General features: G+C 62.3%; 25 protein-coding genes. 10 read left to right on the top strand and 15 right to left on the bottom strand.

Annotated features, from left to right (window positions below):
* Positions 1-66 precede the first annotated feature (66 nt).
* The 4 genes from kdsA to OOJ09_RS15210 form a co-directional block, all read right to left on the bottom strand.
* Positions 67-912 carry a 3-deoxy-8-phosphooctulonate synthase gene (gene kdsA, locus OOJ09_RS15225; RefSeq protein WP_091584701.1) on the bottom strand — a complete coding sequence of 282 codons (846 nt, stop codon included), beginning with the start codon at positions 910-912 and terminating at the stop codon, positions 67-69.
* On the bottom strand, positions 909-1,799 hold the full coding sequence (locus OOJ09_RS15220; RefSeq protein WP_269905960.1) for a VOC family protein: 891 nt from the start codon (positions 1,797-1,799) through the stop codon (positions 909-911). The genes kdsA and OOJ09_RS15220 overlap by 4 nt, the downstream gene beginning before the upstream one ends.
* Positions 1,800-2,220: 421 nt before the next feature.
* Positions 2,221-2,511, bottom strand: a complete 291-nt coding sequence (locus OOJ09_RS15215) for a Dabb family protein (RefSeq protein ID WP_269905959.1) — start codon at positions 2,509-2,511, stop codon at positions 2,221-2,223.
* 97 nt (positions 2,512-2,608) lie between these two features.
* The gene (locus OOJ09_RS15210) at positions 2,609-2,743 is read right to left on the bottom strand and encodes a hypothetical protein (RefSeq protein WP_269905958.1); all 135 of its coding nucleotides are present in this window, start codon (positions 2,741-2,743) and stop codon (positions 2,609-2,611) included.
* A gap of 346 nt (positions 2,744-3,089) precedes the next feature.
* Between OOJ09_RS15210 and OOJ09_RS15205 the strand changes: the two genes are divergently transcribed.
* Positions 3,090-4,346, top strand: coding sequence for an SAM-dependent methyltransferase (locus OOJ09_RS15205; RefSeq protein WP_269905957.1), 1,257 nt, complete (start codon positions 3,090-3,092; stop codon positions 4,344-4,346).
* Between the two features lie 72 nt (positions 4,347-4,418).
* On the opposite strand, the gene OOJ09_RS15200 is transcribed toward OOJ09_RS15205, so the two are convergent.
* Together OOJ09_RS15200 and OOJ09_RS15195 are read right to left on the bottom strand one after the other, a co-directional pair.
* Positions 4,419-6,398 (bottom strand): bifunctional 2',3'-cyclic-nucleotide 2'-phosphodiesterase/3'-nucleotidase, encoded by a 1,980-nt coding sequence (locus OOJ09_RS15200; RefSeq protein ID WP_269905956.1) that lies wholly within the window; start codon positions 6,396-6,398, stop codon positions 4,419-4,421.
* A 149-nt stretch (positions 6,399-6,547) separates the two neighbouring features.
* A complete protein-coding gene (locus OOJ09_RS15195; protein WP_269905955.1) occupies positions 6,548-7,813 on the bottom strand; it encodes an NAD(P)/FAD-dependent oxidoreductase in 1,266 nt (421 codons plus the stop codon).
* Between the two features lie 240 nt (positions 7,814-8,053).
* On the opposite strand from OOJ09_RS15195, the gene OOJ09_RS15190 reads away from it, so the two are divergent.
* Entirely contained in the window at positions 8,054-8,704 is a 651-nt protein-coding gene (locus OOJ09_RS15190) for a 5-formyltetrahydrofolate cyclo-ligase (RefSeq protein WP_269905954.1), read from the top strand.
* A gap of 317 nt (positions 8,705-9,021) precedes the next feature.
* Positions 9,022-9,438 carry a hypothetical protein gene (locus OOJ09_RS15185; protein WP_269905953.1) on the top strand — a complete coding sequence of 139 codons (417 nt, stop codon included), beginning with the start codon at positions 9,022-9,024 and terminating at the stop codon, positions 9,436-9,438.
* Here OOJ09_RS15185 and OOJ09_RS15180 read toward each other — a convergent pair.
* The gene (locus OOJ09_RS15180) at positions 9,435-9,908 is read right to left on the bottom strand and encodes an Lrp/AsnC family transcriptional regulator (RefSeq protein WP_013531467.1); all 474 of its coding nucleotides are present in this window, start codon (positions 9,906-9,908) and stop codon (positions 9,435-9,437) included. The genes OOJ09_RS15185 and OOJ09_RS15180 overlap by 4 nt on opposite strands.
* A 157-nt stretch (positions 9,909-10,065) precedes the next feature.
* Here OOJ09_RS15180 and ald point away from each other — a divergent pair, with 157 nt between their 5' ends.
* Positions 10,066-11,181: an alanine dehydrogenase gene (gene ald, locus OOJ09_RS15175; RefSeq protein WP_269905952.1), complete on the top strand. Its 1,116-nt coding sequence runs from the start codon at positions 10,066-10,068 to the stop codon at positions 11,179-11,181.
* Between the two features lie 221 nt (positions 11,182-11,402).
* Positions 11,403-12,704, top strand: coding sequence for an outer membrane protein (locus OOJ09_RS15170; protein ID WP_269905951.1), 1,302 nt, complete (start codon positions 11,403-11,405; stop codon positions 12,702-12,704).
* Positions 12,705-12,938: 234 nt separating this feature from the next.
* Here OOJ09_RS15170 and OOJ09_RS15165 read toward each other — a convergent pair whose 3' ends face one another.
* From OOJ09_RS15165 to OOJ09_RS15140, 6 genes are all read right to left on the bottom strand, one after another.
* Complete coding sequence (locus OOJ09_RS15165) at positions 12,939-13,406, bottom strand: DUF1203 domain-containing protein (RefSeq protein ID WP_269905950.1); 468 nt, start codon at positions 13,404-13,406, stop codon at positions 12,939-12,941.
* A 189-nt stretch (positions 13,407-13,595) separates the two neighbouring features.
* A complete protein-coding gene (locus OOJ09_RS15160) occupies positions 13,596-14,153 on the bottom strand; it encodes an OmpA family protein (protein ID WP_269905949.1) in 558 nt (185 codons plus the stop codon).
* A gap of 99 nt (positions 14,154-14,252) precedes the next feature.
* Complete coding sequence (locus tag OOJ09_RS15155; RefSeq protein ID WP_256753660.1) at positions 14,253-14,816, bottom strand: GNAT family N-acetyltransferase; 564 nt, start codon at positions 14,814-14,816, stop codon at positions 14,253-14,255.
* Between the two features lie 5 nt (positions 14,817-14,821).
* Positions 14,822-15,673: a 3-mercaptopyruvate sulfurtransferase gene (sseA, locus tag OOJ09_RS15150; protein ID WP_269905948.1), complete on the bottom strand. Its 852-nt coding sequence runs from the start codon at positions 15,671-15,673 to the stop codon at positions 14,822-14,824.
* A gap of 36 nt (positions 15,674-15,709) precedes the next feature.
* A complete protein-coding gene (locus tag OOJ09_RS15145) occupies positions 15,710-16,453 on the bottom strand; it encodes an alanyl-tRNA editing protein (RefSeq protein WP_269905947.1) in 744 nt (247 codons plus the stop codon).
* A complete protein-coding gene (locus OOJ09_RS15140) occupies positions 16,453-17,487 on the bottom strand; it encodes a cysteine synthase A (RefSeq protein WP_269905946.1) in 1,035 nt (344 codons plus the stop codon). The genes OOJ09_RS15145 and OOJ09_RS15140 overlap by 1 nt, the downstream gene beginning before the upstream one ends.
* Positions 17,488-17,712: 225 nt before the next feature.
* Here OOJ09_RS15140 and OOJ09_RS15135 point away from each other — a divergent pair, with 225 nt between their 5' ends.
* Positions 17,713-18,534 carry an SDR family oxidoreductase gene (locus tag OOJ09_RS15135; protein ID WP_269905945.1) on the top strand — a complete coding sequence of 274 codons (822 nt, stop codon included), beginning with the start codon at positions 17,713-17,715 and terminating at the stop codon, positions 18,532-18,534.
* Positions 18,535-18,622: 88 nt separating this feature from the next.
* Complete coding sequence (locus OOJ09_RS15130; RefSeq protein ID WP_269905944.1) at positions 18,623-19,597, top strand: alpha/beta hydrolase; 975 nt, start codon at positions 18,623-18,625, stop codon at positions 19,595-19,597.
* A 107-nt stretch (positions 19,598-19,704) separates the two neighbouring features.
* Here OOJ09_RS15130 and OOJ09_RS15125 read toward each other — a convergent pair whose 3' ends face one another.
* A complete protein-coding gene (locus OOJ09_RS15125; RefSeq protein WP_269905943.1) occupies positions 19,705-21,117 on the bottom strand; it encodes a DEAD/DEAH box helicase in 1,413 nt (470 codons plus the stop codon).
* A gap of 387 nt (positions 21,118-21,504) precedes the next feature.
* Here OOJ09_RS15125 and OOJ09_RS15120 point away from each other — a divergent pair, with 387 nt between their 5' ends.
* The 3 genes from OOJ09_RS15120 to OOJ09_RS15110 are packed head-to-tail and all read left to right on the top strand — an operon-like array spanning position 21,505 to position 24,117.
* Positions 21,505-23,037: an acyl-CoA carboxylase subunit beta gene (locus OOJ09_RS15120; protein WP_269905942.1), complete on the top strand. Its 1,533-nt coding sequence runs from the start codon at positions 21,505-21,507 to the stop codon at positions 23,035-23,037.
* 14 nt (positions 23,038-23,051) lie between these two features.
* Positions 23,052-23,465 (top strand): hypothetical protein, encoded by a 414-nt coding sequence (locus OOJ09_RS15115; RefSeq protein ID WP_269905941.1) that lies wholly within the window; start codon positions 23,052-23,054, stop codon positions 23,463-23,465.
* Positions 23,455-24,117 (top strand): M48 family metalloprotease, encoded by a 663-nt coding sequence (locus tag OOJ09_RS15110; protein WP_269905940.1) that lies wholly within the window; start codon positions 23,455-23,457, stop codon positions 24,115-24,117. Before OOJ09_RS15115 ends, OOJ09_RS15110 begins: the two co-directional genes overlap by 11 nt.
* Positions 24,118-24,143: 26 nt before the next feature.
* On the opposite strand, the gene OOJ09_RS15105 is transcribed toward OOJ09_RS15110, so the two are convergent.
* Positions 24,144-25,664, bottom strand: coding sequence for an NAD(P)H-hydrate dehydratase (locus tag OOJ09_RS15105; RefSeq protein WP_269905939.1), 1,521 nt, complete (start codon positions 25,662-25,664; stop codon positions 24,144-24,146).
* Positions 25,665-25,719: the final 55 nt, after the last annotated feature.

Below are 25,719 nucleotides of genomic sequence, written 5' to 3'. Positions count from 1 at the left end.
CTCATTTGCCGGGCAAGCGTACAGCCGGCCTGTGCCTTCCACAAGCGCCGGCCGGATACGCCTGGCTCAGCGAGCCTTCGCCACGCGGTCGAAAGCCATCAGCCTTTCCAGGAGTGCCGGCATATCCTTCAGCGGCACCATGTTCGGGCCATCGGAAGAGGTCGAATTGTCCGGATCCTGATGGGTCTCGATGAACACGCCGGCAACGCCGACGGCGACAGCCGCGCGGGCCAGCGTCTCGACAAAGCGACGTTCGCCACCCGAGGAACCGCCCTGCCCGCCCGGCTGCTGCACCGAATGCGTGGCATCGAAGATCACCGGCGCGCCGATCTCGGCCATGATCGGCAAGGCCCGCATGTCGGACACCAGCGTGTTGTAGCCGAAAGACGCGCCGCGCTCGGTGGTCAGCACATTGGCGTTGCCGGAACCGGTGATCTTGGCGACCACGTTCTTCATGTCCCAGGGAGCAAGGAACTGCCCCTTCTTCACGTTGATGACCTTGCCGGTTTTCGCGGCGGCGACCAGCATGTCGGTCTGGCGCGACAGGAAAGCCGGAATCTGCAGGACATCGACATGCGGCGCGACGATCGCGCACTGTTCCTCGGTGTGGACATCGGTCAGCACCGGGAGCGAAAATTCCTTGCGCAGCTCGTCGAAGACGGGAAGTGCGGCGTCCATGCCGGCGCCGCGCGTCGCCGACAGCGAGGTGCGGTTGGCCTTGTCGTAGCTGGTCTTGTAGACGAGGCCGATCCCGAGCTTGCCGGTCAGTTCCTTCAGCGCGCCAGCCATGTCGAAGGCATGCTGGCGCGATTCAAACTGACAGGGGCCGGCGATCAGCGCCAGGGCCGCGTTGTTGTCGAAGACGACATTGCCGACGGTTACCGACGAATTGGGCGCCAGGGGCTTGCTCATTTGATCTCCCGGAAGATGAAAGCCGCGCCCTGTCCGGATGCCGGCTGCACGACGATATCATTGCCCGATATATCGTGTTTGATGGAATTGGCTGCAAGCAGCCTCGAGGTGACATCGGCGTGCCGGACCGAAAAGACCACCGCGGCGAAGCGAAGCTCAGTTGGCGCGCCGGCTGACAGGCCAAAACGCGAGGTGAAAGACGCAGGGTCAAGCACGTTCAAAGTCGCATTCGGCAAATGAAACGTGCCGCCTTGTTCACTGACGGTGGGATCGCCCACCGCTACCGAAATCAGCCGGTGCTGCTCGGCAGGCTGGCCGCTGACCGCCACCACTTCGACGATGCCGGTGGCCCCGTTGGCGTGAGCCTGCAACGCCGCGCGGTCCACTTTCGGAGCATTGACCCGCTCGCAGGCAAAGAGAAAGGCATCCGTAGCCTTGCTGCCAGAGGCAAAGGCGAGCTTGAACGATGCGATGTCGCTTTTGCCCGCTGTGTCGGTGAAGGCGCGCGAAAAGCTCAGCATATCTCCCGCCGAGATACCGGCTTCGACATAGCGTGCATGGTCGGCGTCGGCATTGCCGGTGGCAAGAACCATGGCGGAAAAGCCCTCGTCGCCGCGGCTGTCGCGATAGACGCGGTCGCGCGCGACGAACACATTGCCGTCGGCAATGGCCTTCGCCGCCGCCTGTTCATCGCCGACCGAGATCGGCTCGAGATAGGTGCCATCGGCGAGGAAAACACAGCAATTTTCCGTTCCGAAGGGATGGATGCCGGTCGGTGCGACGACGAAACCAAGCGCGGTGAGCCGGGCTCGCGCCACGTCGAGGCTGCGCACAGGCAGCACCAGATGATCGAGCGGATGAATGCCGGCGGCTGTTGTTCGGGTCATGCAGGCGCGATGTGCATCATTCCGCAAAGCGGTTCAAGGCTTGATCGCATCCCGACTGCATCCCCCCGCGCGGGGGATGTCGCGAATTCCGCCTTGGACGATTGTCACGGCGTCGTGATTCGGCATCGAACGGCGCGGCCCAGACGGTTCTGACCACCTCCCGCTGACCAATTCGACCGTCACCGTTCGCCGCGCGGCCTTTGCTGCGATCGGCGGCTACGATCCGACCCGCGCCGTCATCAGGATCGGGAACTGTTGCTGCGGCTGGCGAGGCAGTACCGCATCGCTTTCGGCATTTCGGCACCGCGCTGGCCGAAGTGAAGGCCTGGCGGAAGGCTGGCAACCTGCCCGGCGGCCTTCACGTGTTACCCAGCTATTTCGTGGGACGCCGAAAAAGGCACTCGTTGGAACAAGGCCTCGGTCAGCTGCCGGCCACGACATCGGCCGAATAGCGCAGTTCGCGCAACGGTTTGACCTTGCTGGTGGTCCGCGCATAGAGCGGGTGCGCCTTGTAGGCGGCAAGCGCGGCGTCATCGGCGAACTCTGCGTAGACGACCACATCGACCTCATCCGACAGCGGATCCACCTTGGTATTCAGCGTCACCTCGAAGAGACTGGAATGGGGAATATCGCCGAGCGCCAGCAGGCCTGTTCGCACCGCCTCCACATCCTCCTTGCGCCGCGCGCTGAAGAAAACAATGTGCCGGATCAACCCCGCCTCCTCGATCGAAATGCCGGGGTCTTTTGTGATGGCAGAACGGTCACGTCAACCGACAACGATGTCGCGGCGGCGGCCGTTCGGATGGGCGCTAGATCTTGCCGGTCACGTATCGCACGACGTGCGTTACGTCCCTGACCGTCGTGTCGAGATACCGGCCCTGATTGTAGAGGCCGTCCCAGATCAGGAGAAATGCGACGGCGGCAATGACGATTACATAACGCATGCCTAAAACTATCGCACAAGCGCGGTTGCAACCATAGGCGTTTTTGGTGCGTTCGGCCTGTGCTGTGCCAAAGGCAGATCCAAGCCGCTGATCGCCGGCTCCCTTGGCACAGCCCAGCTCGCAGCCTGCCTCTTGAAGTTCCCCCTCATGACGTAGAAGATCGTCGCGGGGATTCACTGGGAAGCGCTGAAGCTCTGGTTAAAGAACGCGCGCTTTCGTTCGAACCCGCCCGTCGCCGAACCGGCCAGCTACCGGGACCTGCAACGGCGTTCGAACCCGGCGAATGAACCGCGAGAAGAGGAGGTCGGCAATTTGTGCCGACACCGCGGAAGTCCGGGGGCATGCGATGGCTTACAAGGAACATCATGGCGCAGCGTCGGGCGACGCAGTCAAGCTGGACGAATTCAATTTCGCCGAGATCGTCAAGGGCCTGCCGGCCAAGGCGCGCATGGTGTTGTCGGCAGCGATGAACCTGCCGCGCGGTTCGCTGAAGGTCAGAATGCCGGACGGCCGTGCTGTCCTCGTCGGAGGCAAGGGGCCCGGCCCCGATGCCGAACTGGTGCTCAAGAACTGGCGCCTGCCCGGCCGGGCCTTTTCCGGCGGTACGATCGGCGTTGCCGAATCCTACATGGACGGTGATTGGGAAAGCCCTGACGTGACCAGCTTCCTGGAACTGTTCGTGATCAATTCGGCCATCGGCGAACGCGTCGCCGGCGGCGCCAGCTGGCTCATCAACACCGTTCAGCGCATTCGTCACTGGTTCAACGAGAACACACGCACCGGCTCGAAGCGCAATATTTCGGCGCATTACGACCTCGGCAACGCCTTCTACAAGGAATGGCTCGACCCGAGCATGACCTATTCGTCGGCACTCTACGCGACCGGCGCCAACGACCTGGAAAGCGCCCAGGCCGCCAAATATCGCGCACTGGCGAAGGACACGGGGATCGGGCCGAAAGACCACGTGCTGGAAATCGGCTGCGGCTGGGGCGGCTTCGCCGAATTCGCGGCGCGAGAGATAGGCTGCCGTGTGACAGGGCTGACGATCAGCCGCGAGCAGCACGACTTCGCCAAGGCACGCATCGAAAAGGCCGGGCTTGCAGACAAGGTCGACATCAAGCTGCAGGACTATCGCGACGAAACCGGCACCTACGACCGCATCGCGTCGATCGAGATGTTCGAGGCGGTCGGTGAGAAATACTGGCCGGTGTTCTTCGGCAAGATGAAGGCCTGCCTGAAACCCGGCGGCACCGCGGGCCTGCAGATCATCACCATCAACGAAGCCGCTTACGACACCTATCGCGCAAGGCCGGATTTCATCCAGCGCTACGTTTTCCCCGGCGGCATGCTGCCGACCCCGTCGATCCTGAAGGCGCTCGGCAAGGACCATGGCCTTGCCCATCTGCGCGAGCGCGTGTTTCCGGACGACTACGCACGCACGCTCGCCGAATGGCGCCATCGCTTCTGGGCGTCGTGGGAGAAGATCGTTCCGCTCGGCTTCGACGACCGCTTCAAGAAGCTCTGGGAATTTTACCTGCACTATTGCGAAGCCGGCTTCCGAGCCAGCTACATCGACGTGCGCCAGGTGGTCTACAAGGCGTAGTTTCACACCGCTGGCGCGGAACTGGTTTGCAGCGCCTGCCTGCCGGCTTGCTATGATTCCTGCTGGCAATGGTCACAGTAGAATACGATACCTCGCGAATCCTGCCTCGCCTTCACCCACCGGTTCGATCTTCAGCGATTTCACCTCGGCTATGAAATCCTTCGCCTTGGCGCCGGTTTCGAACAAAGCGCTGGTTCCAGGCAGCGGCGCGAATGACCAGTTATCGTCCGCCGACGGGTTGATCGTGCCCTGGCTTACGATGTAGCGAACGATGACGTCGCGATTGGTGTCCGGCGCCTCGTAGATGATCTTCGAGGCATTGATGTCAGGGAAATTGCCACCGCCGCCGGCACGGTAATTGTTGGTCGCGACGACGAATTTCTTTTTCATATCAATTGGTTTTCCATCGAACATCAAGTCGACGACACGGTTGGCGCCGGCATTCGCCAGCCCGCCCTTGGTATCGTATTTCGGCGGCTGCGAGAGATCGATCTTGTAGGTGACGCCGTCGATGACGTCGAAATTGTAGGATGGGAAGTCTGTGTTGATGAGCGCCTGGTCCGCCTTGCCCGGCTCGATCCTGTTGAAGATGCCGGCAGACATTTCCAACCATTCCTTGACTTGCGCCCCGGTGATTTCGACGGCCCGCACGGTGTTCGGATAGAGATAGAGATCGGCAACGTTCTTGATGGCGATGTCGCCCGCCGGCACATCGGTATAGTAGTCGGCGCCGTTGCGCCCGCCGGCCTTGAAGGGAGCGGCGGCCGACAGCAGCGGCACATCCTTCCACTGCGTGTTCTTGAGAATATCCCTGAGGTACCAGGTCTGCGCCTGGCTGACGACCTGCACCGACGGATCGTCGGCGACCAGCGCGAAATAGGAATAGAGCGGCGCGGAGGTCTTGCCGACTGGGCGGCGCACATAGGCCAAGGTCGCCTGGTGGTCCTGCTCGAGCGCCGCGATGATGCGCTTGTCGTCCGGGACGGTCGGCTTGTTCTTGTTGTCGACGCGTTCGAAGATCGGCCGCGCCTCGGAAGTCGCGGAAACGACCTTCCATTTCGATCCGTCACGCTCCAGCATCAGGTCGATCAGCCCCATATGCGAGCCCCAGAAACCGCCCATGACGGCGGGTTTGCCCTGCAGCGTGCCTTTCTGTGCATCGACGCCCTCGAGCGACTGGAAATCCTTCTTGCCGGGGAAAACCAGGTGCTGGTGACCGGTGAACACCGCATCGACGCCGTCGACGCCGGCCACGAAGAACGATGCGTTCTCCATCATGTCGCCCTGCTTCACGTCGATACCGGAATGCGAGAGCGCGATCACGATGTCGGCGCCCTCCTCCTTCATCTGCGGCACCCAGGCCCTAGCCGCCTCGACGATGCCGCGCGTCTTGACGTTACCCTCGAGATTCTTGAGGTCCCAGACCATGATCTGCGGCGGCACGAAGCCGATGATGCCGATCCTGATCGGTTGCTCGGCGCCCGAGCCGTCCTTGATCTTCTTGTCGAGGATGACATAGGGCTTGAGGTAGAGCTTGTCGTCGCGCGGGTTTGCTGCAAGCTCGGTGCCACGGATAAGGTTGGCGCAGACGAAGGGGAAATTGGCGCCGGCCAGCACCTTGTCCAGGAACGACAGGCCGTAATTGAACTCGTGGTTGCCAAGCGTCGAGCACTCGTAGCCGAGCAGGTTCATGCCTTTCATGATCGGATGGAGGTCGCCATCCTTCAAGCCCTTCTCGTAGGCTATGTAGTCGCCCATCGGGTTGCCCTGCAGCAAATCGCCATTGTCGATCAGCATCGCATTGGCGGATTCCTTGCGTACCGCGTCGATGAGGGAGGCCGTGCGCGACAGGCCCATCGTGTCGTTCGCTTTGTCGGCGTAGTAATCATAGGGCAGCACGTTCACATGGATGTCGGTGGTTTCCATGATCCGAAGATGCGCCTGGTTACCTTGAGCGCGGGCGGAGAAGGGATGAAGCATGATCAGCGCCCCTGCGGCGGAGGCCCCCGCAAGGAGATCGCGGCGGGAGACGGAATGGAGCAATCGGGACATTGTGTTCTCCTTCTTCGACGCACGACATGGCCCTGCCCGAAGTGAACTTCGCGCCGAAAGCAATTCGAGTCCATTCAACAAGTCGCGCGCATCGGCCGCCACTCGATCAGAAGCGGATGACGTGCGGATGAATGATCCGGACGGAGAAATCAGCCCTTGTCGTCGTCGCCTTGGGTGATCAGGCGGGCGCTGCGCTGGCCGGTCGCGTAGATCCATAGCCAGCTCAGTGAAACCGCAAGCCGGTTGCGAAAGCCGATCAGGAAATAGATGTGGGCGATCCCCCACAGCCACCAGGCCGCCCAGCCGGTCAGCTTGATCCAGCCGAAATCGATCACCGCGGCGCGCTTGCCGATCGTGGCGAGATCGCCGTCATGCCTGTAGCGGAATGGCCGCCGGCTTGCGTCTCCGGCAAGCCGCGCCCTCAGCGTCGCGGCAACATGCTTGCCCTGCTGCTTGGCAGCGGGCGCCACGCCGGGAACGGGTCGCCCATCCGGCCGCAGCACGTGCGCGGCGTCGCCGATGACGAAAATCTCCGGACTGCCGGGCACAGTCAGATCGGGTTCGACGAGCACCCTGCCCGCCCGATCCGCGGCTGCTCCGAGCCATTCGGCGGCTGGCGAAGCGGCAACGCCCGCGGCCCACAGGATGGTCCTCGCCGCCAGCTGCCTGTCGCCAAAGACGACGCCCTCGGCATCGCAACGCGTGACGGCCCGGCCGAGTTCGACCGTCACCCCGAGCCGTTCAAGCGCTTTTCTGGCATAGTCGGAGAGTTTCGGCGAAAAATTGGCAAGGATGCGATCGCCGGCCTCGATCAGCACCACGCGCGTCTGCCGTGTATCGATGTTGCGGAACTCACCGCGCAACGTGTCATGCGCCAGTTCGACGATGGTGCCGGCAAGCTCCACGCCGGTTGGCCCGCCACCGACGATCGCCAATGTCAGCAACGCCTGGCGTTTGGCGGGATCGGTTTCCCGCTCGGCCTGCTCGAAGGCCAGAAGAATACGGCGCCGGATCGTCGTGGCGTCCTCCAGCGTCTTCAGGCCCGGCGCGAAAGGCTCCCACTCGTCATGAGCGAAATAGGCGTGGCGCGCTCCGGTCGCGAGCAGCAGCGTGTCGTAGGCAACAGCACTGCCATCATCGAGCAGCACGCGCTTGCCGGCACGGTCGACGCCGGCGACATTGGCGAGCAGCGTCGTCACGTCCTTGCGCTTGCGCAGGAGGTGGCGGATCGGCCAGGCGACCTCGGACGTGGCCAGTGCCGTGGTTGCCACCTGGTAGAGCAGTGGCTGGAAAAGATGGTGGTTGCGCTTGTCGATCATGGTGATGCGCACCGGCGCTCCGCCAAGCGCGCGGGTGAATTCGAGACCGCCGAAACCCGCGCCGACAACGACGACATGATGGCTGGCCTGGCTCATCTCATTCACCCATGGAGAAAAACGCCTGACTTGATGTAGGGATTTTTGTGCACTGCAGCAATGCCCGGCCCCACCTCCCGCGTCGCCGCGCGTACCCCCGGGTCGCCCCGCGTACCCCAACGTCGCTCCGCGTACCCCAGGGTCGCCGCGCGTGCCCCGGAGTCGCCGCGCGATGTCGGGAACGCACATGCCATACGGCATGGCTGGGTATAGCCTCAAGGAAACAGCACGAGGTGAGGCATGGCTGAAGATCATGATGACCAAGGTCCGGCGCAATATTCTTCGCCGCCCTGCTTCATGCACGAACTCGACCCGGAATTCCGTGCGCCATTGAGCGACTGGACCGATGTGCGGCGCTGGCGCAAGGCCGAACGCGAGCGGCTGATCGCCGCCCGTCTTGCCGTTTCGGCCGACGCGCGAGCAGCCATGTCGCAGCGCATTGCCGAAGGCCTGGATGCTGTCGTCGGCGAGATCGCCGGCCGCATGGTCAGTCTCTACTGGCCGTTCCGCGGCGAGCCGGATCTGCGGCCATGGATGGCGTCCATCAATGAGCGTGGCGGCCGCACCGCGCTGCCCGTCGTTGTCGAGAAAGGGCAACCGCTGATCTTTCGCGCCTACGCACCGGGCGACCGGCTGGAAAAGGGCGTTTGGAACATCCCGATACCGGCCGAGGGCGACCCGGTTCTGCCGGACATCGTCATTTCGCCGATCGTGGGCATCGATCCCGGAAATTATCGCCTGGGCTATGGCGGCGGCTTCTTCGACCGCACGCTGGCCGCGATGCCGTTCAAGCCACTGGTCATCGGCGTCGGCTACGAACTGCAGCGCATCGCGACCATCTATCCGCAACCGCACGATATCCCGATGGACCGGATCGTCACCGAGGCCTAAGAACCTGTAGGGAAAATGAGACCGGTCGGATTTCTGTCTCGCCGATTCACCCTTGAAATGTGGACACGACAGCAGCGAGGCCGGTTGGCCGGGATCGCCTGACGTAAGAACACCTCAGGTACGGACCGACGCGTTTCAATCGATCCTAACTCCCGCCGTGCAGCAGCGCGATGTATCGTGACAAAAATCCGACTTGGTCGATAAATAATGATCTCTAAGGGGACCATGCCGCGGCGGACCGTTTCGGCATGCGCCCTGGGCGGACCCAACAGTGTCCGGTCGCTCTTTTGATCGGCTGTTTCACAACGGATGACAAGATGACCGAACGAACCATAGCGGTTGCCCTTGCAATTGCGTTCGCCTTTTCACCTTCGCATGCCCTACCACAGCATCGTTTGCCGAGCGGTTATAAATGGGGCCGCTGCCTGCTTGTTGTTAACGGTCAGACACGCATATCCGGAAGATGCTCCTATCAAATCGAGAGGGGCGGCGATTTTAATATCCAGGGGCCTCGGCAAGTTTTTGCAGGTATCGACTATCCTGATACGCATAGTGGGGCTGGTGAAATGTCCAAGGATTACTGGGCAGTTGTCTACAAGGACGGTGATGTTTGGGAAGGCTATGGGAACTCGGACATTCGCGAAACTCACGGTGAACCAGGAGATTGGGGAGAACTTCGCCGCGAAGGCGCATGCTATGTTGGGAAGGACGTCCGGGTTTGCCTCTGGCGTTAAGCCATTTCCGGCTTCATGCCCATCGCCGTGCGGTCGACGATCTCACGCAAGGCGAATGACGAGTTGATCTTCGTCACATGCGGCATGGCCGACAGCCACTCCTTATGGATGCGCTCGTAGTCGACGAGATCCTTTGCCGCGATGCGCAGGATGTAATCATATTCGCCAGACATCAAATGGCAGGATAGCACATTCGGGCAGCGCTTGATCGCCGCCTCGAAATCCGACAGCGTCTTCTCGAATTGCCCCGACAGCGATATGTGCACGATCGCCGTCATCTGATGACCAAGGGCCGCATTGGAGAGCCGGGCGTGGTAGCCGCGAATGGTTCCGGATTTCTCCAGATTGTCGAGCCGGCGCGAACACGCCGACTGCGACAGGCCAACCTTCTCGGCAAGCGCTGCGTTGGGTATCCGACCATCCTTCTGCAAAGCCTCGAGAATGGCGATATCAATCCTGTCGAGCGGCATTTTTCGTGAATCCTGCGAAAATCTGGCTGTTTCGCGCAACGATTATCGAAACTTGCCCGCGCTCGCAAGCGCATTCGCAAACACATGCGCAGCGATTCATGGTTCACTCCGCCAATACAGGGAACGAGCCCAAAAAGGGCCGGATCAGGAGAAGAAGATGCGCGTCGGCTGCCCCAAGGAAATCAAGAACCACGAATATCGCGTCGGCCTCACGCCCGGCTCGGTTCGCGAATATGTCGCTCATGGCCACGAAGTGCTGGTCGAGACCGGTGCCGGTGCTGGCATCGGCGCCGATGACAACGCCTACCGCGCCGCCGGCGCCACGATTGCCAAGACCGCTGCCGAGGTGTTCGCCAAGTCGGACATGATCGTCAAGGTCAAGGAGCCACAGCCCAATGAATGGGCGCAGCTCCGCGATGGCCAGATCCTTTATACCTATCTCCACCTGGCTCCGGATCCGGAGCAGACCAAGGGGCTGCTGGCTTCCGGCGTTACCGCGATTGCCTATGAAACCGTCACCGACGACCGTGGCGGCCTGCCGCTGCTGGCGCCGATGTCGGAAGTCGCCGGACGCCTGTCGATCCAGGCCGGCGCGACGGCGCTGCAGAAGGCCAATGGCGGCCGCGGCGTGCTGCTCGGCGGCGTGCCCGGCGTGCTGCCCGGCAAGGTGACCGTGCTCGGCGGCGGCGTCGTCGGCCTGCATGCCGCCAGAATGGCGGCGGGCCTTGGCGCCGACGTCACCATCATCGACCGCTCTATCCCGCGCTTGCGACAGCTCGACGACCTCTTCGCGGGCCGTGTCCACACTCGCTACTCGACCGTCGAGGCGCTCGAGGAAGAGTGCTTCTCGGCCGATATCGTCGTCGGCGCCGTGCTGATCCCGGGCGCCGCCGCGCCGAAGCTCGTCACCCGCGAAATGCTGTCCGGCATGAAGAAGGGGTCCGTGCTGGTCGATGTCGCCATCGATCAGGGCGGTTGCTTCGAGACTTCGCACGCGACGACTCACGCCGACCCCACCTACGAGGTCGATGGCGTCATCCACTATTGCGTCGCCAACATGCCTGGCGCGGTGCCGGTCACCTCGGCCCATGCGCTCAACAACGCGACGCTTCACTATGGTTTGCAGCTCGCCGACAAGGGTCTGAAGGCGCTGGTCGACGATCACCACCTGCGCAACGGCCTCAATGTGCACAAGGGCAAGATCACCAACCGCGCGGTGGCCGAAGCGCTCGGCTACGAACTGGTCGAGCCGAAGGCTGTCCTGGCCGCCTGATTCCACGAAAAGACAGATTCCCCCCATTCTAACTCGCCGGCCTATGCCGGCGACTTTTTTTGGGGGGATCGAAGGCAGAGAAGCCCGCTTTCCAGGCAAATCGGAAATGGAAACCTGAGGCGCACCAGCACTTTGCCTACCATTGTTGCATTTTTGTCATTCCTACATTTGCCACCCGCTGCTAGAGACACCCCGGGCTTATTATTGAGGGGTACGGGCTAATGTTCATTCGCAAGTCTGCGAAATCTATTCTCTTTTCCGCTGTTTCGATCGTGGCCTTGATGTCCGCTGCTCATGCGGCCGACGTGGTGCAACCTGTTGAAGCATCCGGTTTTAACTGGAGCGGCATCTATGTCGGCTTCGGTGTCGGCGCCGGCGCCAACGTGCACGAACTGGGCAGTGATTTTGCTCCTATCTCGCTGAACGGCATTGGTGGAGAAGGCGTCTATGGTGAATTGACGGTTGGCTACGACTATATGGTCTCGCCGCGCTTCCTGCTCGGCGGCCTGCTTGACGCTCACGTCGGCAACATCGAAACCTCGCTGGATGCTGGCGGATTAAGCGCTTCGATCCAGGAGACCTATGGTTTCGACGCCGGTTTGCGAGTGGGCTACCTCTTCACGCCGAACACTCTGGGCTACATGCTGGGTGGCTATTCCTGGCAGAAGTACAAGCTCGATACGAACGCTGGTTTCGGCTTCGATTGGGACCAGAGCGGGTATTTCGTCGGAGGTGGCATTGAAACGGCCATCAACAGCAATTGGACGATCAAGACCGAATATCGTTATACCCGCTTCGGCACCAAGGGGGATCTCCTTTCCGAGGCCGGCATCCCCTCGCCGGATGGCGCGCTCAACCTCGATACGTCGCGGCACACCTTCCAGGTTGCAGCCAATTATCGCTTTGGTGCGCGGAACGGCGCCGCCGCTTCGTTTGAAGCACCCGCATACAACTGGACTGGCTTCTATGTCGGTGGCGGCTTGGGCGCCGGTGCATCCGTGCACCAGATCGAAATCCCGCCGCTTGCCGGCGCCAAGTTCAACGGCCTCGGTGGCGAAGGCGTGTTTGGCGAGTTGAACGTCGGTTACGATCATGATTTCGGCAACTGGGTCGCAGGCGTCATGGTCGATGCCCGGTACTCCGGCATGACCTCGAAGCTGGACCTCGGCGGCGGATCGATCAATGTCGATACCGACTACGGTTTCGATGTGCTTGGCCGCGTCGGCATGAAGATGAACGAATCGACCCTTGCCTACGTGCTCGGCGGCTACAGCTGGCAGCATTTTGATCTGAACGCTTCCGACCCGATCGGCGAAATCCTCGACTGGGGCTCCAGCGGTTTCTCAGTTGGGGGCGGTTTGGAAACGGCTGTGTCTAGCAACGTCACCGTCGGTCTTGAGTACCGCTATTCGCAGTTCGCCAAGAAGGATTTCTCGTCGGAGTTGGGGCTGCCTGAGGACTCCATCACTTCCACGTCTTCTTTCCACACCGTGCGTCTCGGCGCGAAGTACAAGTTCAACTAAAAAGCCCTCCAGGCAAACAAGCTAAGCCCGTCGGCCACGCCGGCGGGCTTTTTTGTTGCGCGGAAGGCTTCTTGCGCAAAGCGCGGGCAACAAAAAAGCGGAGCCAAAGCCCCGCTTCCTCGGTATCGAGATTTCCCGCCGGTTCATCCGCGGTCGGCAAATCGATCGACAATCGCTTTCTATCGCGACTATGCGACGGGAGTAAGACAGGCTCTCCAGCCTGCTGTCTTCGCCTCACGCGCGCTCGATGCGGCACTGGTAGCAATTGTTGCGCGCCGAGCGGACATGCACGTAGGCGATGTCGTGGCGTTCGAACAAGGCCTCGGCTCGCGCGGCAATTGCTCCGGTCGGGATCACACCGCCGCTGCCATAGACGATGCGGTCGTCCCTGCCATAGCCGCGCACGATGTAGTCGGGGCTTTCGAGAACCTCGGGCAACACCTCGCTCTCGGCGGCGCGTTCGCATTCTTCGGCATGCAGGAAGATCGGCCCGGTTTCGGCATAGGGCTGAAGGTCCGGAAATGGCCGGTAAGCCAGAACGAGATAGGCGTCGCCAGCGGCAATGTTCTTCAGACAATGCCGGCAGGGCATTCCGTCACCGTCAGAAATCTGTCGCTCGGGCGTGTGGCCGTAGGCATCCGGGCCGCCAAGCTGCAGGGCCCTGACATCTTGGGTCGGCAGGGCTTTGAACTGAATGGCCATGGTGAGAATCTCCGGTGTCATTGACCAGAAATTATGCGCCAAGGCCGATGCTTCCCACCCGATTCCTGCCAAGTATCGCGGATCATCGACTTTCAACGATCGGCCCTTGTCCAACTCCGAACGGATCAACGACCTCCTCAATCCTGCTATGAATGAGCCGGCAAAGTAAGAACCATTGACGTTCGCGAGTCAGCGGATGAAATCGTCGAAGCGGCGCAACGTCACCCTGCGGTTCCGCCAATTCTCGTCTTGCGTCTGCACGAGCAGGAATTCCTCGCCATAGCCGACAGTATCGAGCGCATAAGCCGGCACGCCGAACTCGCGCACCAGCGTGTGCTTCAGCGAGGCGGCGCGCTGTTCGGACAGGATCTGGTTCGACTGGAACGATCCGACGGCGTCGGTATGCCCCTCGATCAGGACGCGGGCACCAGGGTCGCGGCGCAGGATGCGCCGCAGCGCGTCGGCGATGTTCTCGATCTTGTTATATTGCGAACTGGAAATGGCCGCCGAGCCGAAAGCGAAGTTGATCGACTGGATGTCGATCGAACGTGCCATGCGGCGCAAATCCGGCCGGCGCTTGAATTCGCGGACGGTAACGCGCTCGTTCGGCCGCAGCTTCACCCGGGGGGCCGCCTCGAGCTTTCGCTCGATCGTCGCGGCCGAAGGCGTTGTCGCCTGGGCAGCGGCAAGGCTCGGCATGGCAATTGCCGCGACCAGCGCGGCGGCAAGTATACGGTGGGTCAGCATGTCCTTGTTTCCTTCGGGCTCGGCCGCGTTGACGATGCGGCAACATGCCAGAGGCAGCCTGAAGCGCCGATGAACGGAGGGTTCAGATTGCGGCTGATGTCACGGCCGCATCACGCTGGCCGAACGCTCGGCGAAAGGCAGCGGATGCACGATCTCCTTCTTCTGCGCCACAGGCGCAAAGCCGAGCTTCTGGTAGAGCGGCAGGGCCGCCGGATGATCGAGTGTGCAGGTCTGCACCGCCACCCGCTTCGGTCCGTACGACCATGCGGCGGCAATCGCAGCACCGAGGAACCAGCGGCCGATGCCTTGCCCGGTCGCATGTTCCATCATGCCGAAGTAAGCGAGCTCCACCTCTTCCGGCAAATGTGGCTTGAGGTCGAAGAAGCCGGCCGGCGCGCCATCGAGATAGAGAACCCTGATATCGCGATCCTCGCGGTGGATGCCGGCCGCAAGCTCGTCGTCATCCAGCCTCAGTACATTGACCCAGTGCCATTTGCGCCCCACCCGGTCCATCAGGTAGCGGTAGAAATGCAAGGGAATGTCCTTGGTCTTCAGCAGTGCGATCTGACGGTTGTAGGGCACAGGCGGCGAATAGGCCGGCGGCACATGCATCTCGAGAAATGTCACGGTGACTTCGATGTCTTCCAGCACGCCGTTGTCCATCGTCGTCATTCCTTGCCGGTCACAGCAGGCGTGTCGGGGAGCCCGCCCCACTCCGCCCATGAGCCGTCGTAAAGCCTGTTGTCGGTATGGCCAAGCGTCTCCAGCGCCAGTGTGACCACCGCGGCGGTGACACCAGAGCCGCAAGATGTGACGACAGGCTTCGACAGGTCGATGCCGGCCTCCTCGATCACCTTGCGCAGACGGTCCTTTGACAACAGCACGCCGTTTTCCGACAGCGCCGAATAGGGCAGATTGCGCGCGCCCGGCATATGGCCGGAACGGACGCCGGCGCGGGGCTCGGGCTCGGTGCCGGCAAAGCGGCCCGGGCCACGGGCATCGGCGATCTGGCTTTCCCTGGTGTCGACGATCCGGCGCATGTCAGCGAGGCTGGCGACGCGACCAGCGTCGAAATCGGCATGGAATACGCTTGGCGCGATCTTCGTGGGTTCGGCCGTCACCGGCCAGCCAGCCGCTTTCCAGCCATCGAAGCCGCCGTCCAGAATATAGGTCTGGAAAACACCCATCACGCGGAACATCCACCACGCCCGGGGCGCGGAGAAGAAGCCCGGGCCATCATAGACGACGATGGTATCGTCGGCCGAAACCCCCATCGCACCGACATACTGTGCAAAATGCCGCGGCGACGGCAATGTGTGCGGCAGAGCGGAATCGGGATCGGAAACCGCGTCCTGATCCAGGAACCGAGCACCCGGAATGTGCGCCGCCTCGTATTCGGCGCGGGCGTCGCGTTTTTGCGCAGGCAGATACCAGGACGCATCGACGATCACCAGGCCCGGCTGGCCTAGGCGCGTCCGCAGCCAGTCCGCGTCGACAGTGAAGGGGCTATCCTCGGCCATTCTTGTTCTCTCTACTCTCGGCAAAAGCGTTGTGTATCAGGTTGCCGGCATCGGGCCAAAGCGGATGCGGAAGCGCCGGTTCTCGCGACCTTTCTTCTCGATCTTGCCGATGTGGATTTCTCCGACTTCACCGGTGCTTTTGACATGCGTGCCGCCGCAAGGCTGGCTGTCCACCGAGGCGTTCTCGCCGATGCAGACAAGGCGGATCCTGCCGGTCCCGACCGGCGGCCGGACGTTCTTGGACTTCACCAGGCCAGGGTTTGCAGCCAGTTCCTCATCGCTGATCAGCCTGGTGAAGATCGGGTGGTCGGCGCGCACCAGGTCCATCAGGCTCGCCGTCACCTCTTCCTTGCTGAAGCTGGCATCCGGAATGTCGAAATCGACACGGCTGTCGTCCTCGGAAACGGAAGCACCCGTGATCGGGAATGGGCAGACGACGGTAAGCAGGTGGCAGGCCGCATGCATGCGCATCAAGAGGTGCCGCCGCTCCCAGTCGATCGCCAGGCTTACGCGCTCGCCAACCGCCAGGGCCGCCTGCGAGGGAACCGGTATGTGGATGATCTCGTCCTTGGTCTCGCCGGTGATGGTTGTAGCAATCTCGATGCGGCTGCCGTCGGCACACCGCAACGTACCGGTATCGCCGGGTTGGCCGCCTGAGGTGGCGTAGAAGATCGTGCGGTCGAGAATTATGCCGCCACGATCGTTGACGGCGACGACCGTGGCGTCGGCCGTCTTCAGATAGGCGTCGTCGCGAAACAGCGCTTCCGTCTTGTACGCCATCACGCGACCTTTTCGAACGGCACCGAAATCCTGCTCTCCAGTTCCATCCAGCCTGGCACCGGCAGCTTCTTTTCGCGCAGGAATTCCGGGTTGAACAGCTTCGACTGGTAGCGCGTGCCGTAGTCGCAAAGAATGGTCACGATGGTGTGGCCGGGGCCCAATTCCCTGGCCAGCCGAATCGCGCCCGCAATGTTGATGCCGGTCGAGCCGCCGACGCAAAGGCCTTCTTCCTGGATCAGGTCGAAGACGATCGGCAGCGCATCCTCGTCCTTGATCTGGAAGGAGAAGTCAGGCGTGAACCCTTCGAGATTGGCGGTGATGCGCCCCTGCCCGATGCCTTCGGTGATCGAGCTGCCCTCGGACTTCAGTTCACCGCTGGTGTAGAAACTGTAGAGCGAGGCGCCCAGCGGATCGGCGAGTGCGATCTTGACGTCCTTGCTCTTTGCCTTCAGCCCGAAGGCGACGCCGGCCAGCGTCCCACCCGAACCGACAGCCGAGACAAAACCGTCGATCTTGCCTCCGGTCTGGTTCCAGATTTCCTGTGCCGTGGTGCGGATATGGCCGTCGCGGTTGGCGACATTGTCGAACTGGTTGGCCCATATCGCGCCGTTCGGCTCCGTCCTCGCCATCTGCTCGGCCAGCCGGCCCGACAGTTTCACGTAGTTGTTGGGATTCTTGTAAGGAACGGCAGGCACTTCGATCAGCTCGGCGCCGAGCAGCCTGATCGTGTCCTTCTTCTCCTGGCTCTGCGTGTCGGGAATGACGATGACGGTGCGGTAGCCGAGCGCCTTGGCGACCAGCGTCAGCCCGATGCCGGTATTGCCGGCGGTCCCCTCGACGATGACACCGCCGGGCTTCAACAACCCGCGCTGTTCGGCGTCGCGGATGATGAACAGACCGGCGCGATCCTTGACCGACTGACCCGGATTCATGAATTCGGCCTTGCCAAGGATCTCGCAGCCGGTTTCTTCGGAAGCTTTGTTGAGGCGGATCAGAGGCGTGTTGCCGATCACGTCGATCACAGAACGGGGCATTCAGGATTCCTTTGTGCGGTGCGCGGAAACCCTAGAAACCCGAAGCTTCGGTTTCAAGGCAAGAATTTGTCTGGTCCAGTCGCATTTGCGGCGCTGTTGTTGCAACAACGCTGCTGAGACCGACCTCATGCCCCACTGTTCATTTCCGCCTGGCGTTGAAAAGCAGCTTTTCATTCGATTTCTTCATCGCTAGAGCAAAGCAGGAACAAGTCGACAGGGCGCAGCATGACACTCTACCGGGCCAACCCGAAGCACGGCGTCGCCTGGATCACGGGCGGAAGCAGCGGTATCGGCCGCTCGCTTGCCAGGGATCTTGCGTCGCAGGGCTATGCCGTCGCCGTGACGGCGCTCGACGACGATCCGATCGACACGCTTGTCGTCGAGACCGCACAGATGCCGGGCAGTGTCACCGCTTTTCCCTGCGACGTCACCGACGAGCCGCGCATGGCCAGAACCGTGGCCGCGATCGAGAAGGAGCTCGGGCCCATCGTGCTCGCCGTCTTCAATGCCGGAAACTACATATCGACCCCGGGCGAAAACCTTGTCGTCAATGACTTTCGCCGGTCCTTCGAGGTCAACTATTTCGGCATCATCAACGGCTTGGTTCCGGTCATCGAGCGCATGCGTGTCAGGGCACGCGGCCACGTCGTGCTGGTCGGTTCGGTCACCGCCTATTTCGGATGGCCAACCACGGCCGCCTATGGCGGCACCAAGGCGGCGATCAACATCCTGGCGGAATCGCTGAAATATGATTTCGACAAGATGAATGTGCGCATCCAGGTGTTCAATCCGGGCTTCATCGACACGCCTCTGACCGAGAAGAACATGCTGCCGATGCCGGGGCTGATGCCAGTCAGCCGGGCGTCGCGCCGCATGGCGCGGGGCATCAAGTCCGGTGGCTTCGAAGTCACCTTCCCGCGCAGGACAAGCTGGCCCCTGAAACTGCTCAGCCTGCTGCCGAGGCCGCTGTGCAGAGGGGTGATCAGCCTGACGACCAACTGGAAGGCGCGGCCGCTGCACTACGACCGCAAGCCGCCAATCGAATAGAACGCCGTCGAGGATTGGCGGCTCCCTGCTGGCCGTTGCCTGTTTTTTGCCGCGACCATAGGTTGAGAATTGTAGCGTGGAGTCTGCGATGGGGCGACGGGTTGTGCTTGCTGTGCTGGTCCTTGTCGCCGTCCTCGCACTGGCCTTCGTGCTCGGCCCGCGTGTTGCTGTCGACACCACGATGCATTTCGATCCTTCGGCCATCGGCGACGATCCGCAGGCCTATGTGGCCAGAGTGGAAGCAGCCGTGCCCGGAATCCGCGATGGGCTGGATAAGGAGATCGTCTGGGCAAATCCTATGGTTCATGCCAGGACGCCGCTATCGATCGTCTATATTCACGGCTTTTCCGCATCGAAGGGTGAGGTCCGGCCGCTGCCTGACGACGTGGCCGACCGGCTCGACGCCAACCTCTTCTACACCCGCCTTACCGGTCACGGGCAGGATGGCGCTGCGATGAAGCAAGGCAGCGTCAATGCCTGGATCAACGATTATGAAGAGGCGCTCGCCATCGGCCGGGCGATCGGCGACAAGGTGATCGTCATCTCGACCTCGACCGGCGGCTCGCTGGCGGCATGGGCGGCAACGCAGCCGGGCGCATCGGACGGGGTGGCTGCGATCGCGTTCATCTCGCCGAACTTCGGCGTCAAGGCATCCGGCGCCGAGATCCTGACCATGCCGTGGGGCAAGCAGATCGCCGAACTCATCGCCGGCAAGGAGCGCAGCTTCGTGCCGCGCAACGCGCTGCATGAGAAATTCTGGACCTACCGCTACCCGGTCGAAGCGACCTTGCCGATGCAGGCGCTCACCGAACTTGCCTATGGCGCGCCAGTGGAGAAGGCGACCATCCCTGCCCTGTTCATCTTTTCGGATTCAGACAGAGTGGTGCGGCCCGACCGCACCCGCGAAATGGCCGGGCGCTGGGGTGGTGCGCACGAACTGGTGCCGGTCGACGACACCGGCGACCCTGACAACCATGTCATCGCCGGCGACGCGCTGTCGCCGTCGACCACGGCCTTCCTCGCGCAGAGGATCGTTGTCTGGATCGAAGCGGTGGTGAAGTAAGGTTCGGACGAAAAGGGCGGCCGAAGCATCGCTTCAGCCGCCCTTGTCTGTATCAGTCACGGGCAGGCAGCCAGCCCGAGGCTTGGCTGACTGCAACGCAAACTGGCTTACGCGGCCCGCGCCGCGGGGCGCTTGCCGCCGAAGCGGCGCTTGTTGTTGCCCTTGAAGGGTTTCGCGCCTTCCGGCTTGCGCTCGCCGGCAAAGGCCGGCTTGTCGCCGAAACGCTTCTTGCCAAAACCGTTGCTCGACTTCTCGCCGCCCGGCCGCCGGCCGTCGCGACGGCCATTGCGGTCGTTGGCGGGCTCGAAGCGCTCGTTCTTTTCAGCCGGATTGCGCTGCGGATCAGGGCTGCCGAGATGGTCGGCAACGATCGGCAGCTTGGTGCGGATGATGCGCTCGACCTGGCGCAGCTTGCTGTTTTCGGAAGGATCGCAGAGCGTGATGGCGATGCCGTCCATGCCGTTGCGGCCGGTGCGGCCGATGCGGTGGACATAGCTTTCCGCTTCGTCCGGCAGGTCGAAATTCACGACATGGCTGATGCCGGGCACGTCGATGCCGCGCGCCGCGATGTCGGTCGCGACCAGAATGCGTACCGAACCTTCACGGAAATCGTTCAGCGCCTTCTGACGGGCATTCTGAGACTTGTTGCCGTGGATGACGGCAGCCTTGAAGCCGTCGCGCTCGAGGTCCTTGGTCACCCGGTCGGCGCCATGCTTGGTGCGCGAAAAAATGATGACGGACTTCATCGCTTCGTCGGCGAGCATCGTCGACAGAACCTGGCGCTTCTGCTTGGTGCGGGCGAAGACGACGCCCTGCGCGATTTCGACCGCCGCGGTGCTTTGCGGCGAGACTTCGATGCGAACCGGATTCTTCAGCAGGCCCTTGGCCAGCTCGGCGATCTCATCCGGCATGGTGGCCGAGAACAGCGCCGTCTGGCGATCGGGCGCGGTCGCCTTGGCGATGCGCTTGACGTCGTTGATGAAGCCCATGTCGAGCATGCGGTCGCCCTCGTCCAGCACCAGCCATTTGGTGTCGGAGAGAATGAGGTCACCTTCGCGCACCAGGTCGGTCAACCGGCCGGGCGTGGCAATAAGGATGTCGACGCCGGGGGCTACCTTCTTCACCTGGCTGAAGCGCGAGACGCCGCCCAGCACGAGTGCGGTCGAGACATGCGCGCCCTTGGCGAGGATCTTGATGGTGTCCTCGATCTGCACGGCGAGTTCGCGCGTCGGTGCCAGAATCAGCGCGCGGGTCGTCTTGGCGCGCCGCTTGGTGCCGAGCGCGATGATCTTCGACAGGATCGGCAGTGCGAAAGCCGCGGTCTTGCCGGAGCCGGTCTGCGCAATGCCGAAAATGTCACGGCCTTCCAGCTGCGGCGGGATTGCCTGCGCCTGGATCGGCTTGGGCTCGGTGAAACCGGCGGCGTGGGTGGCCTTGAGCAGCGCACCCGTAATTCCCAGTGCTGCGAAACCGGAGAGTTCCCCAGAGTCCTTACCGGGCAAAGTGTTTTCGTTGGTCAAAATAATCTTCTTTCACGCGGCCTCTGGCCGCAAACATCAATGGCGGCAGGGCGCAACCTACCGTCGGATAACATTGTCATGGAACGACAAGGCGGCGGACGATTTCGTCCGCGCGGCTGCGCTGTCGTGCCCGCAGGCATCATGCCACGGGGCTTTTTCGCCACCTTGCCGATCAACCGGAAGAGGGAAAACAGACGCAACCAGTCTCATTCGTCGAGAAGGCCGGATAGTCCCGGCCCAAGCGCCTATGCCGCCGCATATGGCCCAGTTCGCCGCCAAATGCAAGAGGCGCCATGCTGCAGCGCAACAAAACGATGATCAAGGGGGTGCTTGCACTCGCCCGCGAGCATCATTACCACAAAATGCAGCCTGCGCGGGAGATCGGCCATGAAAGATGTACTCAAGGAACTCGAACGCCGTCGCGACATCGCCCGCATGGGCGGCGGCCAGCCCCGCATCGACGCCCAGCACAAGAAGGGCAAGCTTACCGCGCGGGAACGCATCGAGGTCTTTCTCGACGAAGGCTCGTTCGAGGAGTTCGATATGTATGTCGAGCATCGTTCGACCGATTTCGGCATGGAGAAGACGAAGATCGCCGGCGATGGCGTCGTCACCGGCTGGGGCACGGTCAATGGTCGCCCGGTCTACGTCTTCGCCAAGGATTTCACCGTATTCGGCGGTTCGTTGTCTGAAGCCCATGCCGAGAAGGTCATCAAGGTGCAGGAGATGGCATTGCGCAACCGTGCACCGATCATCGGCCTTTACGACGCCGGCGGGGCCCGCATCCAGGAAGGGGTGGCCGCGCTCGGCGGCTATGCCGAGATCTTTCAACGCAATGTGCTCGCCTCCGGTGTCATCCCGCAGATTTCGGTGATCATGGGCCCTTGTGCCGGCGGCGACGTCTATTCGCCGGCCATGACCGACTTCATCTTCATGGTGCGCGACACCTCCTACATGTTCGTCACCGGACCGGACGTGGTGAAGACCGTCACCAACGAGACGGTCACCGCCGAGAGCCTCGGCGGCGCCTCCGTCCACACCACGAAATCCTCGATCGCCGACGGCGCCTATGACAATGACGTCGAGGCGCTCCTGCAGATGCGCCGGCTGGTCGACCTGCTGCCCGCCTCCAACACATCGGAGCTTCCCGAGATCGAATGCTACCAGTCGGTCACCGACCATGATCTGTCGCTCGACCGGCTGATTCCCGACAATGCCAACAAGCCCTACGACATCAAGGAACTGATCCTGAAGGTCGCCGATGAGGGCGACTTCTTCGAGATCCAGCAGAATTTCGCCAAGAACATCGTCACCGGCTTCGGGCGGGTCGAGGGCCGCACGGTCGGTTTCGTCGCCAACCAGCCGATGGTGCTGGCCGGCGTGCTCGATTCGGACGCCAGCCGCAAGGCAGCACGCTTCGTGCGCTTCTGCGACTGCTTCTCGATCCCGATCGTCACCTTCGTCGATGTTCCGGGCTTCCTGCCCGGCACGGCGCAGGAATATGGCGGGCTGATCAAGCACGGTGCGAAACTCCTGTTCGCCTATGCCGAGGCAACCGTGCCGAAGATCACCGTCATCACCCGCAAGGCCTATGGCGGCGCCTATGACGTGATGGCGTCAAAACATCTGCGCGGCGACATGAACTATGCCTGGCCGACGGCGCAGATCGCGGTGATGGGTGCCCGGGGCGCGGTCGAGATCATCTACCGCAAGGACATCGGCGACGCTGAAAAGATCGCAGCCCATACAAAGACTTACGAGGATCGCTTCCTGTCGCCCTTCGTCGCCGCCGAGCGTGGCTATGTCGATGAAGTGATCATGCCGCACTCGACCCGCCGCCGTATCGCGCGGGCGCTCAGGATGCTGCGCAACAAGGACATGCAGAACCCTTGGAAGAAACACGACAACATTCCGCTGTGAGCTGAATGTCGCGAATGATCATCAGCGCAGGGCGGCGATTTGGCAGGTTTGCCGTGCTGTTTTTCGTGGTCCCCGCAGCAATCATCTTCTGTGTCTGGATGTCGCTGCTCGACAGCCATCCGGTCTGGTTTATCGCCGGTGGATTTGTCGCCATGCCGATCGCGACCACCGCGGCGGCGTTCCTGTTCGGCACATTGTTTGCCGGGTTTCGACGCAGCAAGGCCAAAGGTGTGAGCAAGGCGGAAGCGCCCGGGCTATGGGCGCAATGGGAAAAAATTGCCGGCGCGCGCAGGGCGGCGCGCACCATCATCGCGCTCGATCACAATCTAACTAAATGCAAGCGTGCGGGAAGAGCGTACGCTTCTTGGACTTCTTGGTCGCCGGCTGTTTTTGACCGTTGGCATTCCCCTCCTCGCGGTGACCGATGAAAAGGGACTTGCCGCAATTCTCGCCCATGAAGACGCGCATGTGCGCAACAAGGACACCAATGGTGGCCTCAATCTCGCTGAGTTCGAAAACAGTTTCGGATTTGTGTTCGAATACGCCCCTCCGGGGGTGACGATTTCCGGCAGCCTGCTCCACGCCGCAATCGGCTGGCTGTCGGAATCGTTCGAACGAGAAGATATTCGGCTGTCACGCGAAGCGGAGATCAGGGCGGATCGCCATGCAGCGGCATCCGGCAATGCCAAACAAGCCGCGCGCGCCCTTTTGCTTATTGCCGCAGCAGACGTTCACTTCAAGGAAAAGGTGTATGATCCTCTGCACCGGGAATTGATGGGAGCACTGCGCCCGCCGCGACCGCCACTCGAGCGGCTTATGGAAACGGCTGGGCAGCTATCGGAACATGCCTACCTGAACGCTTGCGCCCAAAAAGCGTGGGAACGTCCGGATGACAAAAAATCGACGCATCCATCGTGGGCACAGCGGCTGACCGCACTTGGCTATGCAGAAGCGCCCGACATCGAACCGATCACTGTGTCGGCGCTTTCGACGCTGCTTGGCTCGAACACGGCCGAACGGTACATTGCAGAATTCAACAAGGCATGGACCGAGCAGATGGAGGATTATCTTCAGCGCTAGCCAGCCGACGGTCGAACAAGAAAATCCTACCTCCGGCCGGCGACCAACTCCCGCAGTACAGGTACCAGCGCCAGCGGCAGATCCTCGGCGATCAGACCCGGTCCGAACCGGGCCCCGGCTTCGGCATGGATCCAGACCGCGGCGCAGGCCGCTTCGAAGGCTGGCATGTCTTGCGCAAGCAGCCCGGCGGTGATGCCGGACAGCACGTCACCCGAACCGGCGGTGGCAAGCCAGGGTGCGCCGTTGGAATTGATCGCAGCCCGGCCATCGGCAGCAGCGATCACCGTGTCGGCGCCCTTGTAGACGATGACGGCATTGGCACGCTTGGCCGCCGCGCGTGCCTTGTCCAGCTTGGACGCGACAGTGTCACCGGCGATGTCGGGAAACAGCCTGGCGAACTCCCCTTCATGCGGCGTCATCACCAGGGCCGGTGCGTTTGGTTGGCGAACTGCTTCGAACAAAGCGTCCGGTGCTTCGCGAAACGAGGTGATCGCGTCGGCGTCGAGGACCAGGCCGTCAATCCTGGTGGAGGCGTCCCTCGTTTGGCCGGCCAGTAACGTGAGCGCAAAGGTCCGCGTTCTTTCACCGACACCAAAGCCGGGGCCCAGAACAAAGGCCGACGGCCGGCGTTCGCCGACAAACGCCTTGATGTCCGCGATGTCGTCGGTCTTGCGCAGCATGATCGAGGTCAGATGCACGGCATTCGCTTGAATGGCGCTGTCGGGCGAAAGCACGGTCACCGCCCCTGCCCCGCTTCGGGCCGCGGCCAATGCCGACAACCGCGCCGCGCCGGTGGCGCTAGGGCCGCCGGAAAAGACGCCAACGTGGCCGCGCTTGTATTTGTGCGCGTCTATGGCCGGCACCGGAAAATCGTCCAGCCAAAGCGCCGGCTTGTTCTCGAACGTCCGGGGCTGAAGCCGTGCGATGATGCCGTCGCCGATACCAATATCGGCGAGCACGATCCCGCCGCATCGTTCACGGCCCGGCAAGAGCAGATGGCCGGGCTTCTTCCGCGCGAAGGTCACGGTGGTGTCGGCAAAAAACGCCTTGCCGAGCACTTTGCCGCTGTCACCGGAGACACCGGAAGGCAGGTCGACCGCGACGACCGGCAAATGCAGATCGGTGGCGATGTCGACCGCCCTGGCGGCATCGCCGGACAACGGCTTGGACAGCCCTGCCCCAAAAAGCGCGTCGACCACGATCGAGCCGGCCTCGGCGTCAAATCCAGACAGCGGCCGAGGCTTGATCGGACACTCGGCGGCAGCGAGCGCCGCATCGCTTCGCGGCCCCGGCGTGCCGGATGCCCAGATGGTGATGCCCAGGCCACTGCTGGCCAGGAGGCGGGCGACGACGTAGCCATCGCCGCCATTGTTGCCGGGACCGCAAAGCACATGCACGTGCGTCGCCGCCGGATAGCGCTTGAGGACCTCGGCCGCGACCGCTTCGCCGGCCTGGCGCATCAATCCGATGCCGTCGGCCGGGCCGTCGGAAATCGTCAGCCGGTCGGCCTCGCCCATCTCGGCGGAAGAAAGAAGTTCGTTGCTCATGGATTGCCGATCCGCATTCGATCAAGCATTGTCCGGTTTTCGATCCGAAGCAAAG

It is taken from the genome of Mesorhizobium qingshengii (assembly GCF_027563465.1).
GTDB classification, from domain to species: domain Bacteria; phylum Pseudomonadota; class Alphaproteobacteria; order Rhizobiales; family Rhizobiaceae; genus Mesorhizobium; species Mesorhizobium qingshengii_A.
The sequence above is the reverse complement of the archived record's forward strand: the minus strand, read 5'-3'. Positions and strand labels throughout refer to the sequence as shown.

Bases quoted from the DNA above. Each gene is read 5' to 3' on its own strand.
- OOJ09_RS15130 (WP_269905944.1), top strand. From the start codon at position 18,623: ATGGGGCGACGGGTTGTGCTTGCTGTGCTGGTCCTTGTCGCCGTCCTC.
- OOJ09_RS15185 (WP_269905953.1), top strand. From the start codon at position 9,022: ATGACCGAACGAACCATAGCGGTTGCCCTTGCAATTGCGTTCGCCTTT.
- OOJ09_RS15105 (WP_269905939.1), bottom strand. From the start codon at position 25,664: ATGAGCAACGAACTTCTTTCTTCCGCCGAGATGGGCGAGGCCGACCGG.
- OOJ09_RS15140 (WP_269905946.1), bottom strand. From the start codon at position 17,487: ATGCCCCGTTCTGTGATCGACGTGATCGGCAACACGCCTCTGATCCGC.
- ald (WP_269905952.1), top strand. From the start codon at position 10,066: ATGCGCGTCGGCTGCCCCAAGGAAATCAAGAACCACGAATATCGCGTC.
- OOJ09_RS15205 (WP_269905957.1), top strand. From the start codon at position 3,090: ATGGCTTACAAGGAACATCATGGCGCAGCGTCGGGCGACGCAGTCAAG.
- OOJ09_RS15160 (WP_269905949.1), bottom strand. From the start codon at position 14,153: ATGCTGACCCACCGTATACTTGCCGCCGCGCTGGTCGCGGCAATTGCC.
- OOJ09_RS15170 (WP_269905951.1), top strand. From the start codon at position 11,403: ATGTTCATTCGCAAGTCTGCGAAATCTATTCTCTTTTCCGCTGTTTCG.
- OOJ09_RS15115 (WP_269905941.1), top strand. From the start codon at position 23,052: ATGATCATCAGCGCAGGGCGGCGATTTGGCAGGTTTGCCGTGCTGTTT.
- OOJ09_RS15135 (WP_269905945.1), top strand. From the start codon at position 17,713: ATGACACTCTACCGGGCCAACCCGAAGCACGGCGTCGCCTGGATCACG.
- kdsA (WP_091584701.1), bottom strand. From the start codon at position 912: ATGAGCAAGCCCCTGGCGCCCAATTCGTCGGTAACCGTCGGCAATGTC.
- OOJ09_RS15120 (WP_269905942.1), top strand. From the start codon at position 21,505: ATGAAAGATGTACTCAAGGAACTCGAACGCCGTCGCGACATCGCCCGC.
- OOJ09_RS15220 (WP_269905960.1), bottom strand. From the start codon at position 1,799: ATGACCCGAACAACAGCCGCCGGCATTCATCCGCTCGATCATCTGGTG.
- OOJ09_RS15200 (WP_269905956.1), bottom strand. From the start codon at position 6,398: ATGTCCCGATTGCTCCATTCCGTCTCCCGCCGCGATCTCCTTGCGGGG.
- sseA (WP_269905948.1), bottom strand. From the start codon at position 15,673: ATGGCCGAGGATAGCCCCTTCACTGTCGACGCGGACTGGCTGCGGACG.
- OOJ09_RS15145 (WP_269905947.1), bottom strand. From the start codon at position 16,453: ATGGCGTACAAGACGGAAGCGCTGTTTCGCGACGACGCCTATCTGAAG.
- OOJ09_RS15155 (WP_256753660.1), bottom strand. From the start codon at position 14,816: ATGGACAACGGCGTGCTGGAAGACATCGAAGTCACCGTGACATTTCTC.
- OOJ09_RS15195 (WP_269905955.1), bottom strand. From the start codon at position 7,813: ATGAGCCAGGCCAGCCATCATGTCGTCGTTGTCGGCGCGGGTTTCGGC.
- OOJ09_RS15180 (WP_013531467.1), bottom strand. From the start codon at position 9,908: ATGCCGCTCGACAGGATTGATATCGCCATTCTCGAGGCTTTGCAGAAG.
- OOJ09_RS15190 (WP_269905954.1), top strand. From the start codon at position 8,054: ATGGCTGAAGATCATGATGACCAAGGTCCGGCGCAATATTCTTCGCCG.
- OOJ09_RS15210 (WP_269905958.1), bottom strand. From the start codon at position 2,743: ATGCGTTATGTAATCGTCATTGCCGCCGTCGCATTTCTCCTGATCTGG.
- OOJ09_RS15165 (WP_269905950.1), bottom strand. From the start codon at position 13,406: ATGGCCATTCAGTTCAAAGCCCTGCCGACCCAAGATGTCAGGGCCCTG.